A 15,337-nucleotide genomic window follows, 5' to 3' on the forward strand; every position below is an offset into this window, starting at 1 on the left:
TTGGCGGCCGGTTCGCATGCGGGGCTCCCGCTCGCCGCCGCGTCGTCCCTCGCCCCTCTGCGGGAGAGGGTGGCCCCCGAAGGGGGTCGGGAGAGGGGAGCGCCGCTTCCGCTGGTCCGACGCCAGCAGAAAGGGGCACCGTCGCGCTGCCCCTCTCCCGCCCTGCATCCGCAGGGCACCCTCCCCCGCGGAGGGGGGAGGGTTAAGGTTCGGCGATCACGCGCTCGCGCGGGCGGCCTTGTAGAAATCCTTCCAGCCGTCCCGCTCCTTGACCACGGTCTCGAGATACTCGCGCCAGACGATGGCGTCCTGCACCGGGTCCTTCACCACGGCGCCGGCGATCCCCGAGACGAGGTCGTGGGCCGAGAGGCGGCCGTCGCCGAAATGCGCGGCGAGCGCGAGCCCGCTGCCGACGACGCTGATGGCCTCCGCCGTCGAGAGCGTGCCCGAGGGCTGCTTCACCTTGCTCTTGCCATCCGCCGTGACGCCCTCGCGCAACTCGCGGAAGATCGTGACGACCCGGCGGATCTGCTCGGCGCCCGGCGGCTCGGCCGGGATCTCGAAGGCGCGCCCGAGCGAGGCGACGCGGGTCTCGACGATGGCGATCTCGGCCTCGATCGTGGCGGGCGGCGGCAGCACCACGGTGTTGAAGCGGCGCTTCAAGGCGCTCGACAGCTCGTTGACGCCGCGATCGCGGTTGTTGGCCGTGGCGATGAGGTTGAAGCCCTTCTGCGCCGCCACCTCCTCGTTCAGCTCGGGGATCGGCAGGGTCTTTTCCGAGAGGACGGTGATGAAGCTGTCCTGCGTCTCGGAGGGGATGCGGGTCAGCTCCTCGACGCGGGCGATGCGGCCCTCGTTCATCGCCCGCATGATCGGCGAGGCCACCACCGCCTCGCGGCTCGGGCCCTTGGCCAGCAGCAGCGCGTAGTTCCAGCCGTAGCGGATCGCCTCCTCGCTGGTGCCGGCGGTGCCCTGCACGATCAGGCGCGAAGTGCCGCAGATCGCGGCGGCGAGATGCTCGCTGACCCAGCTCTTGGCGGTGCCCGGCACGCCGAGCAGCAGCAGGGCCCGGTCGGTGGCGAGCGTGGCCACCGCGACCTCCATCAGGCGCCGGTCGCCGATGTATTTCGGGCTGACCTCGAAGCCTGACGGGAGTTTGCCGCCGAGCAGGTAGGTGACGACGGCCTGCGGCGACATCTGCCAGTTCGGCGGGCGCGGCCGGTCGTCGGATCCGCGTAAGGCCGCGATCTCCTCGGCGAAGGCGTCCTCGGCGGCCTGGCGCAGCTGCGCGGTCTTGACGGTGTTCGTCGATGTCATCCTTGAGCCGTTCCCCCTGTGGTGGTCTCCGGTCGGAAGTCGCGCCGGATCGCGGCGCGTAAGTCCAGCACGCCCGTCAGTCCCGTGAGCTGCGTGCGCAGGCGGTCGCCGTCCCCCTCCGGCAGGCGCGCCAGGATGGCGGCGGCGGAAGCAGCAGCGTCGTCGCCCGGCCAGAGCCGGTCGCCGAGGCGGGCGATCACCCAGGGCTTGGCCAGATCGCGCCGCAGGGCGTCGGAGCCGCGGGTGACGAAGGCGAGCCAGTCGAGCAGGGCGGCGCTGAAGCTTTCCGAGAAATGCTCCGGGCCTTGGGCCAGCACCGCCAGCACCACCTCGATCTTGCGGGCGCGGATCAGGGCGCCGACCCGGGCCTCCCATGCGGCGTCGGGCAGGAGGTCGAGCGCCTCCGCCCACATCCCCAGAACCTCGTTGGTGCGGCGGACGCCGGTGACCTTGCCCTCGTAGGCTTCCGCCGTGATGTCGGCCATCGCCTCCGCCCAGGCCGGATCGAGCGTGCGCTTGGCCGCCGAGAACAGGCCGTGGAAGACCGGGTCGGCCCACTCGCTGCGCAGGGCGAGCTCGATCCAGAGCCGCGGCGGATGCTCGGCGAAGGCGTGGAGCGGCGCGCGCGCCAGGATCGCCCGCAGCAGGCCGGCTCGGGCACCCCCGCCGCGCCGCTCCCAGTGGTTCGCCTCGATGCCGTCGCGGGCGAGCTCCGGGCTCTCCTCCGGCAGGGTGACGACGAGAGTGTGCGTGGTGCCGCCGAGCAGCCGGCGCTTGCTCTCGACGCTCAGCGCGGCCCGGGCGCGGGCCGCCATGCGCTCGGCGTAGCGCGAGCCGGGAAGCCCCGGCAGCAGGTGCTGCGCGGCCAGCCGCACGCCGCTGGCGCGGTCGTCGAGGCAGGCTTCGAGAAAGGGCTCGTCGGCCGCCGACAGGCCGGTCGCCAGGGCATGAACCAGGGCTTCGCGCGCGTCGGCCTTCTCCTTGCGGAAGACCGGTTCCAGGGCGGCGCGCGCGCCCTCGGGATCGCGGGCGCGGAAGGCGGTGAAGGCGGCGCGCCGCTCGGTCACCGTGCCCTCGGTCCAGTCCGAAGGGTCCGCCGCGGACCCTGCTTCGGCCGGGGCCTCGCCGCAGGCGCGGGCGAGCCAGTCGAGTTCGGCACCCACGACCGCCTGCGCCGTGGCGGGCAGGGTGCCGCGCTGGAGCATCAGGGCCTGGAGCAGCCAAGCGGGCGGGCGCGAGCCCGTTGCGGCGGCGCGTTCGAACCACTCCTCGACGCGGTTGCGCGCGCTCGCGCCCTCGGTGAGGAGGCCGTAGAGCCGCGTCGCGGCGGCGGGCGGGCAGTCCGGCCCGAAGCGGCCGCGCTCCTCCAGCGGCGCCAGCGCCTCCGGCCCGAGTTCCAGGCCGGCGAGGTGGTGGGCACCCTCGGCGGCGAGCCGCGCCAGCAGGGCGGCGCCGGGATCGGCCTCGGCGACGAGGGCGGTCAGCGCCGAGGGCGCCGAGGGTGGGGCGCGCTCGGCCCCGAGCAGCGCGGCGGCGAGCGTCGGCTCCCAACCGTCCGGGGCACGTTCGGTCGCGTCCATCAGGCCACCTGCAGCAGGACGGGCTGCGAATCCTGGGCCGGCATCGCGTAGAGGCGGCCCTCCGCGATCAGGGCGAGGGGGCTCAGGCCGTAGCCGTCGTAGAGGCCGAACAGATCGACCGGGCGGCCCGCCGCCACCGCGAGCAGGCTCGGCAGGCGCGGCTCGGCCCGCAGGGCGAGGCTGCCGGTCGCGTCGCCCGCCGCGAAGGCCGCCGCGCTGCCGGCGGCGAGGCGCCCGAGCCGCACGCGCCCCAGCCGCACCGGCCAGCGCTCGAGCCAGGGCGCGCGCGACAGCGCGTCGGCGAAGGCGTCCCGCGCCGCCGCGACGCTGGCCGCACCGGGCAAGACCGCGCTCGCGGCCGGGCCGGCGCGGCCCTCGCGAAAGACGGCCCGCAGCGGCGGATCGCCGGGCTGGAAGGCGAGCGCGCCGGAAAAATCCTGGCCGGCGGCGGGCGCCGGCGGCAGGGGCGAGCCCGCGGTTCCGTAATCGATGACCTGGGCCAGCGCGCCGCTGGTGCGGCCGACGAGCCAGACCGAGCGGGCCGTCAGCCGGTCGTCCTCCTCGACCGCGTGGGCCAGCACCGCCCAGGTATCGGCGTGGTCCGGCCGGGCCGCCATCTCCTCGGCGGTGACGGGGTAGCCGAGCGCCGCGCGCACGCCCGCCGCCTGTTCGGGCGCCAGCGCATCGAGGCGGCGCGCGGCCCGGAGCAGCAGGGCGAGCCGGCCGAGGCCGAGGCCGAGCGCGGCTTCCGGCCGGGGGGCGCCGGCCTGAGGCGCCGCCGCGATCAGCCCCGGCAGGGCGCGCACCCGGCGGGCGAGGCCCGGCGCCTGCCCGTCCACGAGGCGCCCGGCCATGCGGTCCCAGAAGGCGTAGGGTTCGGTGCGCCCGGCGCCGAGCCCCCGCCGCATCAGGTCGCGAAGCCAGAGGTCGAGTTCGTCGAGAGCCGCCGCGACCCGGTCCTCGCGGGCCTGACGCCGCTTGGCCTGCGCCCGCTCGTCGACGGGCTTGGCGGGTTCCTTCGCCCGGGTCTCGGCCGCGGCGGCGCGGCTCTCGCGCCCCTTCATCCAGGCGGCGGCCCAGTCCGGCGGCTCGCCCTCCGCGATGGGCGCGGCGGCATCGACCAGCATCAGGCCGAGGCCGTGCTTGCAGGGGAACTTGCGGCTCGGGCAGGTGCATTTCGAGGACGGCCCGGCGAGATCCGCGACCGTGCGGTAGGGGCTCGCCCCGCTGCCCTTGATCTCGCCCCAGATCACCGTGCCCGCCCGGCCGAGGCCGGCCCATTTCTGCGGTTTCGCCTGATCCTGCCCGGCCTTGCGGCTCGACGCGTCGGGGGCGAGATCGAGGATCTGGGCAGTCGTCAGGCTCATGCGGCGGGGCGGCTTGAATGTCCGTTCATCGATACAGGCGTGAGATCAGTCTGCATAAATTCAATTGCCCCGCAAGCTTGACGCGCATCGCATAGTCGGCTCAGATGTATTGTTGGATTTCTCCTTAGACCTATTCGACCCTATTTCCTTGCGCCCAACCCGGTGGGACGAATCCGGCCGCGCCGGTGCTTTCCGGCTGTTTCGCTTCTGTCCGGCGGGTCTTGAACCGCGCCGATCCCGTGAGCCGAACCCTCGCCTCAACGCTGCCCGGACGCGGTGCAAGGCCGCCAGCGCCGCTGGTATCCGGCCTCGCCGGGGCGCCCGTAGCACCAGCCGGCGGCAGTGAGCCGCTGATCGAGGGCGTCCCGGCGGGTGCAGGCCTCAAGGGTCCGCGGATCGTCGCCGCGCCCGCCGCGGCAGGCGCTGTTGAGGGCGGCCCAGTCCTCCAGCAGCGAGGGCTCGGCGGCGGCCGGGCCCGACAGAGCGGCGGCCGCGAGGAGGATCAGGCATCGTCTCACGCTGCGCCTCCCGGTCACGACCGGGATGGAGCGGGCGAAAGGCGTCATCGGGCGTCCCCGTTCCGGCGCGGCGCGATCGAGGCGGCGACGCGCTCGGCACGGGCGAGCGCGTCGGGCCGGTCCGCGCCCGTGAGGCCGAGGACCCGGATGTAGCCCGGCCCCTCGAACAGCATGGTCTGCGTCACCGCGACCGGACGGCCCGAGCGCGCATCCGCGCCCGAGCCGCGCAGGCGCAGGACGACCGCCCCCCCGCGGGTCGAGCGCTCCTCGTCCGTGATCGTGAGGTCCTTGACCTCGCGCAGGGTGCCGAGCGCCTTGCGGGCGAAGGCGCTTTCCTGGCCGGCGCCCACGGCGGCCCGGCCCAGGGAGGGCGCGACGATGACCATGGTCTGGCTGCCCTCGGGATCGACGTCCTTGGGGCCGTCGGTGAGCAGCAGGGCATTGCCCATCAGCGTGCGCACCGGGCGGAAGCCCGCCATGTCGCCGACCGTGTAGGGCAGGGCGGCGATCTGGTCGGCGACGCTGCCGGGCGCCCGGAAGGCGACCGTGCGCAGGGCGGCCTCGACGGCGGCCTCCGGCACCTGCTCCGCCGCGCTCTCGGGAACCTGCACGGTGACGAGCCCGGTGCCGGCCCCGCCCCGCACGACCGCGACCCACTTGGCGTAGCTGAGCCCGTTGGCGCCCTGCGTGCCGCGCAGGACGAAGCCCTCGCCGCCGGCCACCGGCAGCGCCTCCGAACCGCCCTTCACCCGGAAGCCGGTCGCGGCCAAGGCCTCGGGCGTGAAGCGGCCGTTGATCTGCGCCCAGGCCTCGGGCGGCATCTCGACGAGGACGATCGAGGCGCCCGAGCGGTGCTCGAAGCCCGCGAACTGTTCGGATGGGGTCATGCCGGGCGGCGGCACGAGGCCGAGGGAGCCGGCGGGCGGGAAGACCGGCTCGGCCGCGTGCGCCAGGCCCGGCGCGGCGGAGGCCAGGAGCGCGCTGGCGAGGCCGGCGAGCAGGGCGCGCAGCCCCGCGCGGCGCGGGACGAAGCGGGCGAGCAGGCCGCGCGGCGGATGAGGGTCGGTCATGGCGGGCTCCTCGTGAGGCAGGCGCGGACGGCCGGTGCCGGCTCAGCGCGTCGCGACGCGGCTGATGACGAAGGTGTTGCCGGAGAACTGGACCTGCCCGGGCGCGCTCATGTGCTCCAGCATCAGGCGCAGGTTGCGGCCGAGGCGGGCGGAATCGGAGCGGGTCTCGTACCAGTACTCGGCGCTCGCCCCGCTCGCGCGAACCGGGCGGTGGTGCTCGTAGCAGCGGAAGGCGGCCATGTACTCCTCGGCGGCCTGGACCTCCTGGGCCGAGAAGCCGTTCAGCTTGACCGAGTAGGCCGTGGGCAGGCCGCCGCAGGCCTCGCCGCCGGGCGCCGCCGCGACCGCGCCGGGGGAGGGCGGCGGAGCGCCGGGAGCGCCGTCGAGGACGGGGCCGGCATCGGCGCCCCGGCGGGGAGCCACGACGCCGTCGAGCTTGGCCGTCAGCGCCGCCGCGACGTCGCCCGCGATCCCCTTCGCCTCGGCGCCGACCCGCTCCAGCAGGCAGTCGCGGTCGCACCCTTGCGGCAGGGGCGGGAGCTGCACGCCCGCGACTTCGAAGGATCCGAGCGACTGGCCGGTGCGCACGTTGAGGAGGCGGCCGGGAATGCGCACCTCCGGCCGCACGATGTCGGAATAGCCCGATTTCGAGGCCGAGGCGTAGATCTGGAACACCGCCACCACGTCGAGCGGCGGGTTCTGGACGGCGCGGGCCACCTCGATCAGCTCCGCGTCCCGGCGGCGCACGCGGTTGGGCCCGGTGAAGCCCATCGCCACGGCGGTCTCGTCGTAGACGTTGTAGCCGCGCAGGTTCATCGTCTCGGCGAGTTCGGCGATCACCCGCTGGAAGATGCGGTTGCCGCGCGGCACCGAATCCTCGTCGGCATCCTCGCCCATCACCACGACGTTGGGCTTGGCCTGGGCGAGGGCGGGAGCGGCGAGGCCGAGGAGGCCGAGCGAGAGAAGGGCCGAGGCGGTAAAGGCGCTGCGGAGGGCCTTGAGACGGGCATAGGACATCGGGAGTCTCCTGAAGGGCAGATCGGCGTTCATTCGGTGCAGGGGAGCGGCGTCGGGGCCGCGTCGAAATCGTCGAGGTCGAGCGCGCGGGCCGAGCGCGGATCGGCGAGCCCGGAGCCGGTGCAGGCCTGCTCCGATGCGGGCAGCACGAAGCGCAGGCCCCCGCTGCGGGCCGGCGCGATCAGGCTGACCTCGACCCGGCGGTTGACCCGCGAGCGGGGCGCGGCCGGGTCCTTCGGCCGGCCGGGTCCCCAGCCGTGGACGCGCAGGCGCTCCGGGGCGATGCCGTAGGTCTCGACGAGGAGCGCCTTCACGGCCCGCGCCCGGGCGAGCGACAGACGGCGGTTGTAGGCGAGGGCCCCGGAGGCGTCGGTATGGCCGGCGATGAGGAAGCCGTGGCCGGCGAGCGCCCGGTCGCGCAGGGCTTCGCCCAGCGGCTCGAGCTGGATGCGCGCCTCCGGCGTCAGGCGGGCGCTGTCGTAGGCGAAGAACACCGTGAGATCGACCGAGCGGGCGGGATCGACCCGCAGGGGCGGGCCGCCATCGCCGGGCGCCACCGCGAGCGGGGCGCCGGGATTGCCGTCGGCGAAGGGGGCGAGCGAGCGGATGATCGCGGTGGCGCTCGGGTTCACCGCCCGCGCCTCGGTCTCGGCCTCCGCCCGCTCCGCCGCCTCGTCCCGGGGCGGGGGCGCCCCCTCCGGCGCGGGCGGCCGGGACCCCGGCACCTCGGTCAGCGGATTGGCCTGCGCGGGCACGGCGAGCGCCAGGACGAGGCCGGCGGCCAGCATCAGGCTCGCGCGGCGCGGGCGGCGCATGGACGCCCCTCGGTTCTGCATGGGCACATCGTGGGTCCGCATCGTTCCCCCCCCCCTCGTCCGTCCCGGGCCTTGCTCCGGCCCCTCACACCCTGATCCGTGGGCGAGCCAGAGCGGCTTTCGCGCTCGGGCGACGAAAATTCTTCGTGGTGCGCTCAGCGCCCGCGCAGGATCGCGTTCATCCGGGCCGGGTCGAGCGGGCCGTCGGCGGCGGGGGCCGGCTGGGCCGCGGTGGACGGCGAAGCGGGCGGCGTGGCAGGCCGCGCGCCCGGGTCGGTGGCGGCGACCGGGCGCCCTTGCGCCGCCGCGATCCGCGACAGGACCGGGCTGCGGCCCAGGATGGCCGAGAGCCGGGTGGCGTTGTTGAAGCTGGTGGTGTCCTTGGGGTCGAGGCCACCCTCCTTGTGGAGGGCGATGCCGGCGACCGAGGCGTCGAACATCAGCGAGCCGGAGGAGCCGCCGAGCGTGTCGCAGCGGTGGCGCAGGTCCGGCCCCTCGGCCTGGTCCTTCAGGGCGAAGCAGCGGAAGCGGCTCATCACCTTCGGGCGCCCGAGGGGGTGGTGGATGACGAGCATCGAGCGGTTGCCGGGCACGGCCTCGCCCGAGAGCCGGGCCGCACCGTAGACCGCCGTCGGGTTTCCGGCCACGCGGGCCAGCGCGTAGTCGAGCCGCGCATCGTGCTCGACGGGCCTGGGGTCGATCTCGAAGCGCCGCGAGCCTTTGCCGTCGAGGGTGAGGTAATCCATCAGGATCGAGGCCTTGACCGGGGTCAGCTCGCCCGATTGCGGCAGGCAATGGTGGTTGGTCAGCACGTAGTCGCCGGGCAGGAGCGTCCCGGTGCAGGAGGCGCCGACGAGCTGACCGCTGCGGGTGTTGCGCAGCACGATGTCGACCCGGCCGATCGGGCGGGCGAGCGCGGCCAGCCCGTCCTTCGGGTCGAGTTCGGCAATGGGCTCGAACGCGCCCTTGTTCTGATCGACATAGGCCGCCGCGTCGCCCGTGGTCTGGCGCAGGGGCAGCTGCGCCCGGCCGTAATCGGCGGGATCGAAGCCGACGCTCTGCGCCCGCGCGGGACCGGCCGCGCCGAGCGCGAGCAGCAGGCAGGCGCCCAGCCGGGCGCGCCTGCGCCGGATCGGACCCATCGTCTTCCTCCCTCTCCCCGGCATCGCGGTCCGGTCGGACGGCGCGGGGGCGGACCGCATTCCCATCATCGTGTCACCGTGTCAGTGCGTGGAGGAGGCGGGAGCCGGGCGTCGGCGCGCCCGCCTCCGGGACTGCTTGGACGGCGTAGACGAGGTTCTGCCGGGCGCCCTCGCGCAGGAAGTAGCCCTGCGCGCCGTCCGCGAGCCGCACCGGGGGCAGGGCGGCGCCCCGCAATTCCGGCCCCACCTCGATCCGCAGACCGGGCGCCTCCGCCCGCACGGCGAGGCCGCACAGCTCCGGCGCGAGCCGGCTCGGGGCGAGCCGCCCCTCGCCCTCGACCGCCACCGGGCGCCGCTCGGGCGGGTCGGCGCCGAAGGCGACGCGGCGGCAGGACGAGCCGGGCGGCGCGCGCAGTTCCTCGACGCGGAGCGTGGCCGGCTTCTCGACCGGAGCGGGGTCGGGACCGTTCGGCGCCGGAGCCGTCGCGGCATTCGCGGCCTGGGGCGGAACCGCCTCCGTCACCGGAGCCTCGACCGGGCCGGCGACGGGGGCCTGCCGGGCGCCGAGGGCGAGGGCTGCCGCGATCCCGGCTGCGGCGAGGGCGCCCGCCGGTAAGGCGAGGCGCCGGACGGAGCGCCGCGGGGCCGCCGGCCGAACCGCTTCCGCCGGGCGCATCCCCGTCTCCAGCGCCGCCAGCGCGGCCATGATGGAGCCGGCCGGCAGGAAGAGCGGCTCGCGGGCACGGCCGAGGGCGCGGATCGCCGCCTCGGCCTGCGCCCGCTCCAGCCCCTCGGGCAGCAGCACCGCGAGGGGCGCGTCCGGCGCCTCGGCCAGCAGGGCGCGGGAGCGCTCGATCTTGTCGAGGAGCGCGTAATCGCCGGGCCGCACCGCGAGGTCGAGATCGACCGCGCCGGTGGCCCAGAGGATCAACCCGGCCTCGGCCGGCTCCGCGGCGAAGCCGGCGCCCCGCGCCGCCAGCCCGTGGGCGAGGCAGACCGGCACCTCCCAGGAGCGGCCGGCATCGAAGGAGCCCGAGAGGCGCAATTCGTGCGGCGGGAGCGGGCCGTCCGTGAGCCGGGCGAGCGGCCCGCCCGCCGCGCAGAGCCGGGCATAGTCGGCCGACCAGGGCAGGGGGCGGTAATCGCCGTCGGCGAAGGCGGCCGGCGCCGGCAGGCCCGGCCGGGCCTTGAGGGCGCGCAGGTGGAGCGGGCCGCGGGTCGTCGGGATCACGACGAGGATGGCGGGTCCGCTCATGCGGCGGCAGGCCCGCAGCGACGCGCGCACCCGATGGCTGTCATCCGAGGGGTGGGACCGGGCCGGACGCTCACAGCAGGAACACCGTGCAGGCCGGGTCGCGCAGCATCCGGCCGAGCAAGGCGACCTCCGGCACGGCCGGATCGAGGGCGAGCAGGATCGCGCCCTCCACCAGTTCGCCGAGGTCGAGCCGCACCGCCGCGTCGCCGAGCCACGCCTCGATCGTGCGGGGCATCGGCGCTTCCGCCCCGCGCAGGATCAGGAGCGGGGGCGCGCCGTCCTCACCCTCCAGGATCTCCAGCTCGAACGGGCCGACCCGGCGCCGCAGGAGGGCGCCGTCGGAGGCGGCGGCAGCGAGCGGCGCGTGGGCGAGCGCCTGGGCGCCGAGCAGGGTCCGGTAGCGCCGGGCGGTGTCGGGATCGCTGCGGATCGCCCGCTCCAAGGCGAGGTCGACCGGCTGCCCCGGCGCCCGGATGGCGTGCGCCCAGAGCGCGGCGTGGCTCGGCCGGACGGCCGGGCCCTTCGCCCGCACCAGGGCGCGGGCCGCGTGGAGTTCGGCGAGAAGCCGGGCCTCGTCGCTCACGCCGCCGCCTCCCCCGCATAGGCCGCGGTCAAGGCCTCGGCGAAGACCGCCCGGTCGGCCGCGAAGGCCGCCTCCAGCGGGCGCTGCCGGTCGAGCGCGGCGAGCGCCCGCTCCAGCCGCCCGGCTTCTTCCGCGAGGCGCAGCAGGGCGGATTCGGCGGCGGCGAAACCCGCGGCGAGGGCCGCGCGGTCCTCGAAGCCGGCACGGCGCACCCGGCGCAGATCCGCCTCGGCCGCCTCCAGGGCGGCCTGGGTCTGAGGGGAGAGCCCGTCGCGCTCGGCGATGGCGAGCGCCGCGGCGATGCGCAGCATCCGGGCGAGATGCGCCGCGAGCGCTCCGGCGCGGGCCTGCAGGTCCGCATAGCTCTCGGCCTCCGTGCAGGCGGCGCGCTCGGCGAGGTCGGCCCCGCCGCCGCCCCGGCGCAGGCGGTTGGCGATGCCCGATTGCACGCGCCCGAAGCTCGCCGCCCGCAGGGTCGTCAGCGGGCGGGTGCGGTGGAACGGCTCCAGGCGCAGGAAGTCGGCCAGATCCTCGCGCTCGGCCCCGGTGAGGATCTTGGGGCCGTCCGGCCACGCGGCGAGCAGGGCGGCCAGGGCCTCGGCGGGCTCGGCGGCGGTGAGGTCGGCCAGGCTCGCGTCGAGGCGCTCCTCCCAGCCGTCGGAGGCGGAGAGCGAGGCGGCCGAGGACAGGCCCTCCAAGCCGTCGAGCAGGTGGGCGCCGGCCTCGAAGGTCACGAAATGCTCGGCCACGGTGCGGAAGCCCGGCCGCTCGCCCCCGCGCATCTCCTCGCGCCAGAAGGCGAGGATGTCGTCGTCGCCGAAGGCGCGGCGCCCGGCCAGGAAGACGAGGATGGCGCGGAAGCGCCGCTCCAGGGGCGCGAGCGGCAGGTGGGCGTTGCGGTAGGCCGCGCTTTGCCGGGCGAGGCGCTTGGCCAGGAAGGCGGCGCCCTCCGCGTCGGGCGCGGCGGCCAGCTCGTCGAGCCAGCCGGTGACGGTCGCGAATTGCGCCAGATCCTCCGCCGTCAGCACGAATTCGGCCAGCGCCAGGAGCCGGGCGAGGCCGGACCAGCCGGTGCGCCAGCCCCCGTCGAGCACGAGGCCGCGGGCGTCGGTGGCCGCATTCCCGGCAAAGCGCGCCTCGACCGCGGCGGGCGTGGCGAGGCCCGGATCGAGGGCGAGGGAGACGAGGGCGCGCCCGTCCCGGGCGCCGCCGGCCCGCGCCAGGGCGGCCAGCGCGTGGGCAAGGTCCCAGAGCGGCTTGTCGCGGTTGGGGCGCACGGCCCCGGTCACGACGCGGGCGAGCCAGGCGCGGTCGGCCCGGGAGAGGTCGCGGCCCTCGCCCACACCCGCAAGGTCGGCCGCGCAGCGCTCGTCATATCCGCCGGTCATGCGCCTCCCGGTGCCGGGGCTGCGCGCAACCCCTTGTGATTCCTCGATTCGCCGTATGGTTATCCCGAGCCCGGCCATCCGTCACCCTCCGGCGGCGCCCGGAAGGCGCGGCACGCTTCGTCCTGGGCCGGCCAGAGCCCGATCCGCGTAGGGCCTCAGACGAGCAGGAAGACGAGGAGCGCGGCCACGATGAGGAAGGCGCTCCAGGCCAGGACCGGGCGCCGCCCGCCCGAGAGGACGCGCAGGATCATGAAGATCAGCAGTTGCGCGATCACGAGGAGCCGCAGCAGCCGCAGGAATGTGCCGGCCGCGTGCCGGACCGTGCGGTCCCCGGGCACGAAGCGCGCCTCCTCGCTCGCGGCCCCCAGGGCGGCGAGCGCCACCGTCAGGATCGCCACGAGGACGAGCCGCCCGCCGATGGCGACCCGCTCGCCGGCGGCCCGGCGGCGCCACAGGGCGGCGATCTCGACGGCGTAGAAGCTCAGCACCGGCGTCGCGAACGCCGCCGCGACGGCCAGGGCTCGCATCGGCGCCGGCCGCCCGGCGAGGCCGGGGCCGCGGGCGAGACGGACGATCCAGAGGAGATGCGCGACGAGCACGCCCGCGAGCACGACGAGGGCGAAGAGGAGGAGCCAGAGCGTGACGGCCAGCGCCGGACCGTTGACGAACATGCCTGAAGCGATCCTCTCCCCCGAGCCCGGGACGGCAGCCGGACATCAGCGCGGGAGGATGTCGGCCTCGCGGGCGATCCGGACCATCGCCTCCTGCATCTTCCCGTCGTCCACGTCGCCCGTCAGTTCGTAGAGGGCGTCGTCGAAGGCCTTGTCCTGGCGGGCCATGAAGGCGCGGCGCGCGTTCAGATCCCGCGGGAAGGGGCTCGGGAACGTCGCGATGCCGCGCCGCAAAGCCGCGGCGTGGCCGGGCAGGTCCATCGCGTCCAGGGCGTCGGCGACGTCGGGGGCGAGGCCGCCGGAGGAGTTGAAGAAGAACTGGTGCACCGAGCCGTTCAGCATCTCCGCCTGGAAGATCTCGGTGACGATGATCCGCCCGTGCGCCGTCGGCAGGGCGGCGAGGCGGGCGGCCACGGCCGGCGGCGTTCCGTAATGGTCGAGGCATTGCCACAGGCCGCCGGTGAGGAAGTGCAGGCGGTCGTCCGCGTCGGTCCCGGCCCGAAGGGTCTCGTAGGATGGCGCGAGATCGGGGGAGCGCTCGACGCGCCGCACGGCCTCGTCCAGCGGGCGCGGCAACGCCCGGAAGCGCTCGGCGAGGCGGTCGAGGGCGGCATTGAGCGCCGCGTCGCGGATCTCGCCCCCGCCGTCGCTCCAGCGGGCGTAGCGCTCGGCCTGGGTGCCGTAGCGGGGGCCGAACAGCGCCGCCCCCTCGCGCACCAGGGCCGCGTGCTCGGCGAGCCCCGCGCCGTCCAGGGTCTCCAGCACGTCGTCGAGGAAGACGCCCTCCGGCAGGACGAAGAAGCGCTTGAGGCCGGCCCCTTGCGCGGTCCAGTGGTCGAAGGCGGCGAGCATCAGCACCGGCCGCTCGCCGGGTCGGAAGCCCGCGAGCCCCCGCTCCAGGGCGGCCCTGAGCTTCGCCGCCCCCGCCGCATCGAGGCTGTCACGGTCGAGGCCCGGATCGCCCCCTGCCGGATCGGGGAAGTACACGTCAGGCTGGCGCAAGGGGAGCGCGCGGCTCTCCACCACCCTCGTCAGGGGATAATGGCGCAGGCGCTCGAGGTCGCAGGACGCCGTCGGCGTCGGCGCGCAGGCACCGGGCAGCGCGAGGCCGGCCCCCGCCAGCGCGACGAACGCCGCCCCGACGGCGCGGGGGCGCCAGCAGAGGAGGGACCGCCTCACCGCACCACGATCCGCGCGCTCGCCTCGGTCACGCCCGGCGTCGCCCGGATCTTTTCCAAGAGGTCGAGCACGTCCGGCGGCTGCAGCAACGCGGCGTCTGCCCCCGTCCCCGGCGCCGCCGCGCGCCAGCGGGCCTCCAGCTCCGGCGGCAGGCCGCCCTCGACGCCGAAGCAGGCGAACAGGTTCTCGAAGGGCTCGGCGGCGACGATCTCCTCCAGGCCGTAGCCGCGGGGATAGCGCCGGGTGTCGCCGGGCCCGAGCGGCGCCTCCGAGACCGCGTTGCCGCGCACGGGCAGGGCGACGAAGGCGGTCTCGTCCGGGGCCACCACCCAGCAATAGAGGTTCTGGCGCGCCTTCGACTCGATGCGCATCTCCAGGCGCTGGCCGCGGGCGAAGGGCGCGGCGACCGCCGAGACCGCGAGCCGCCCCCCGTCCGTGCGGGCGCTGGCGGCGAGGTGATCGAGGAAGGGGCGCGGGGTGGGGTCGCAGCCCAGGCCCTCGGTGCCGATGCGGCGGCGCCCCGTGGGGGCGAGCACGGCGCCCTCGCGCCCGAACTCCAGCTCCAGATAGGAGGCGCCGTCCCGCTCCGTGCGGAAGCGCCCGCTCGCCGTCAGGACGCCCTCGGCGCTTCCCTGGCAGGCGGTGCCGGGCGGGCGGCGGCGCACGTCGAGGCGGGCGCCCTTGAGGATGCGGTTGGCCGAGCGGGCCTCGGCATCGAGCGCGATGACGAGGCGGTCGGTGAGAGCACCCGCGCAGCTCGAATGGCCGCCCTCGGCCACGAAGGGGCAGACCTCGATCGCCCGCGCGTTCGGCGCGGCCTGCCCGAGCGCCCGCACCGCGCCCTCCATCACCGCGTCGACGTCGGAGACGCCGGCCCCGACGCGGATCGGCACGATCAGGGGCTCGCTCGTCGCCTTGCAGGCGGCCGACTTGGTGATCGCCTGGAGGCGCAGGGCGGCGGTCTCGCCGGCCCGCCGCGGCTCCACGAGGAAGACGCTGGCATCGCCCGCGAAGGCCTGCCGGATCTGCGCCTCGGCCTCGGCTCCCGAAAGCCCGGTCGTGCCCTCGCGCAGGGCCTTGATCCGCACCACGTCGGCGGCGGCCGCGAGCCGCACGCGGCCGCTCGCCTGGAGCCGGCTCTCGACCGCGAGGCGCACCTCCTCGGCCTGCTCGCGCGAGAGCGCGGTCTGGCCCGGCTCGACGCCGACCACCGCCAGGGTCAGGTCGGGCCGCCCGGCGCAGGCCGCCACGGCGTCGAGGAAGGGGGTGAGCGCGGCGGTAGCGGGATCGGCGCGGGCGGGCGCGGACAGGCTCAGGAGCGCGGCGAAGAGGATCGGGAGCCAGCCGCCTCTGCGTGCGTTCCCTCCCCCCTCTGCGGGGGAGGGTGGCGCCCGAAGGGCGACGGGAGAGGGGAGCGGCGCGAACGAAAAGGGCG

General features: G+C 75.8%; 14 protein-coding genes. All 14 read right to left on the reverse strand.

The genetic code is table 11. From position 1 onward, the window contains the following. Positions 1 to 216: 216 nt before the first annotated feature. Positions 217 to 1,317, reverse strand: coding sequence for an ATP-binding protein (locus ACPCJR_RS06860; RefSeq protein ID WP_391511434.1), 1,101 nt, complete (start codon positions 1,315 to 1,317; stop codon positions 217 to 219). After that, positions 1,314 to 2,897, reverse strand: coding sequence for a DUF5691 domain-containing protein (locus tag ACPCJR_RS06865; RefSeq protein WP_391511433.1), 1,584 nt, complete (start codon positions 2,895 to 2,897; stop codon positions 1,314 to 1,316). The genes ACPCJR_RS06860 and ACPCJR_RS06865 overlap by 4 nt, the downstream gene beginning before the upstream one ends. After that, a complete protein-coding gene (locus tag ACPCJR_RS06870; protein ID WP_391511432.1) occupies positions 2,897 to 4,264 on the reverse strand; it encodes an SWIM zinc finger family protein in 1,368 nt (455 codons plus the stop codon). Before ACPCJR_RS06870 ends, ACPCJR_RS06865 begins: the two co-directional genes overlap by 1 nt. A gap of 257 nt (positions 4,265 to 4,521) precedes the next feature. Continuing rightward, the gene (locus ACPCJR_RS06875; protein WP_391511431.1) at positions 4,522 to 4,830 is read right to left on the reverse strand and encodes a hypothetical protein; all 309 of its coding nucleotides are present in this window, start codon (positions 4,828 to 4,830) and stop codon (positions 4,522 to 4,524) included. Next, positions 4,827 to 5,852, reverse strand: a complete 1,026-nt coding sequence (locus ACPCJR_RS06880; RefSeq protein WP_391511430.1) for a hypothetical protein — start codon at positions 5,850 to 5,852, stop codon at positions 4,827 to 4,829. The genes ACPCJR_RS06875 and ACPCJR_RS06880 overlap by 4 nt, the downstream gene beginning before the upstream one ends. A 42-nt stretch (positions 5,853 to 5,894) precedes the next feature. Further along, on the reverse strand, positions 5,895 to 6,869 hold the full coding sequence (locus ACPCJR_RS06885) for a hypothetical protein (RefSeq protein ID WP_391511429.1): 975 nt from the start codon (positions 6,867 to 6,869) through the stop codon (positions 5,895 to 5,897). A gap of 29 nt (positions 6,870 to 6,898) precedes the next feature. Then, entirely contained in the window at positions 6,899 to 7,684 is a 786-nt protein-coding gene (locus ACPCJR_RS06890) for an OmpA family protein (protein ID WP_391511428.1), read from the reverse strand. A gap of 155 nt (positions 7,685 to 7,839) precedes the next feature. Next, a complete protein-coding gene (locus ACPCJR_RS06895; protein WP_391511427.1) occupies positions 7,840 to 8,826 on the reverse strand; it encodes a trypsin-like serine peptidase in 987 nt (328 codons plus the stop codon). A gap of 73 nt (positions 8,827 to 8,899) precedes the next feature. After that, positions 8,900 to 10,081, reverse strand: coding sequence for a hypothetical protein (locus ACPCJR_RS06900; protein ID WP_391511426.1), 1,182 nt, complete (start codon positions 10,079 to 10,081; stop codon positions 8,900 to 8,902). Positions 10,082 to 10,151: 70 nt separating this feature from the next. Next, positions 10,152 to 10,664 (reverse strand): hypothetical protein, encoded by a 513-nt coding sequence (locus ACPCJR_RS06905; RefSeq protein ID WP_391511425.1) that lies wholly within the window; start codon positions 10,662 to 10,664, stop codon positions 10,152 to 10,154. Next, positions 10,661 to 12,052, reverse strand: a complete 1,392-nt coding sequence (locus tag ACPCJR_RS06910; RefSeq protein ID WP_391511424.1) for a hypothetical protein — start codon at positions 12,050 to 12,052, stop codon at positions 10,661 to 10,663. Before ACPCJR_RS06910 ends, ACPCJR_RS06905 begins: the two co-directional genes overlap by 4 nt. Positions 12,053 to 12,207: 155 nt before the next feature. Further along, positions 12,208 to 12,723: a hypothetical protein gene (locus ACPCJR_RS06915; protein WP_391511423.1), complete on the reverse strand. Its 516-nt coding sequence runs from the start codon at positions 12,721 to 12,723 to the stop codon at positions 12,208 to 12,210. Between the two features lie 45 nt (positions 12,724 to 12,768). Next, complete coding sequence (locus tag ACPCJR_RS06920) at positions 12,769 to 13,902, reverse strand: DMP19 family protein (RefSeq protein ID WP_391511422.1); 1,134 nt, start codon at positions 13,900 to 13,902, stop codon at positions 12,769 to 12,771. After that, positions 13,899 to 15,152: a hypothetical protein gene (locus ACPCJR_RS06925; protein WP_391511421.1), complete on the reverse strand. Its 1,254-nt coding sequence runs from the start codon at positions 15,150 to 15,152 to the stop codon at positions 13,899 to 13,901. The genes ACPCJR_RS06920 and ACPCJR_RS06925 overlap by 4 nt, the downstream gene beginning before the upstream one ends. Positions 15,153 to 15,337: the final 185 nt, after the last annotated feature.

Origin of the sequence: Methylobacterium sp. NPDC097929, assembly GCF_049543375.1 — a bacterium.
Lineage (GTDB): Bacteria > Pseudomonadota > Alphaproteobacteria > Rhizobiales > Beijerinckiaceae > Methylobacterium.

What these genes read in the sequence shown, in the direction of transcription:
- ACPCJR_RS06880 (WP_391511430.1), bottom strand. Translation starts at nt 5,852, where the DNA reads ATGACCGACCCTCATCCGCCGCGCGGCCTGCTCGCCCGCTTCGTCCCG.
- ACPCJR_RS06915 (WP_391511423.1), bottom strand. Translation starts at nt 12,723, where the DNA reads ATGTTCGTCAACGGTCCGGCGCTGGCCGTCACGCTCTGGCTCCTCCTC.
- ACPCJR_RS06910 (WP_391511424.1), bottom strand. Translation starts at nt 12,052, where the DNA reads ATGACCGGCGGATATGACGAGCGCTGCGCGGCCGACCTTGCGGGTGTG.
- ACPCJR_RS06885 (WP_391511429.1), bottom strand. Translation starts at nt 6,869, where the DNA reads ATGTCCTATGCCCGTCTCAAGGCCCTCCGCAGCGCCTTTACCGCCTCG.
- ACPCJR_RS06860 (WP_391511434.1), bottom strand. Translation starts at nt 1,317, where the DNA reads ATGACATCGACGAACACCGTCAAGACCGCGCAGCTGCGCCAGGCCGCC.
- ACPCJR_RS06875 (WP_391511431.1), bottom strand. Translation starts at nt 4,830, where the DNA reads ATGACGCCTTTCGCCCGCTCCATCCCGGTCGTGACCGGGAGGCGCAGC.
- ACPCJR_RS06890 (WP_391511428.1), bottom strand. Translation starts at nt 7,684, where the DNA reads ATGCGCCGCCCGCGCCGCGCGAGCCTGATGCTGGCCGCCGGCCTCGTC.
- ACPCJR_RS06870 (WP_391511432.1), bottom strand. Translation starts at nt 4,264, where the DNA reads ATGAGCCTGACGACTGCCCAGATCCTCGATCTCGCCCCCGACGCGTCG.
- ACPCJR_RS06900 (WP_391511426.1), bottom strand. Translation starts at nt 10,081, where the DNA reads ATGAGCGGACCCGCCATCCTCGTCGTGATCCCGACGACCCGCGGCCCG.
- ACPCJR_RS06865 (WP_391511433.1), bottom strand. Translation starts at nt 2,897, where the DNA reads ATGGACGCGACCGAACGTGCCCCGGACGGTTGGGAGCCGACGCTCGCC.
- ACPCJR_RS06895 (WP_391511427.1), bottom strand. Translation starts at nt 8,826, where the DNA reads ATGGGTCCGATCCGGCGCAGGCGCGCCCGGCTGGGCGCCTGCCTGCTG.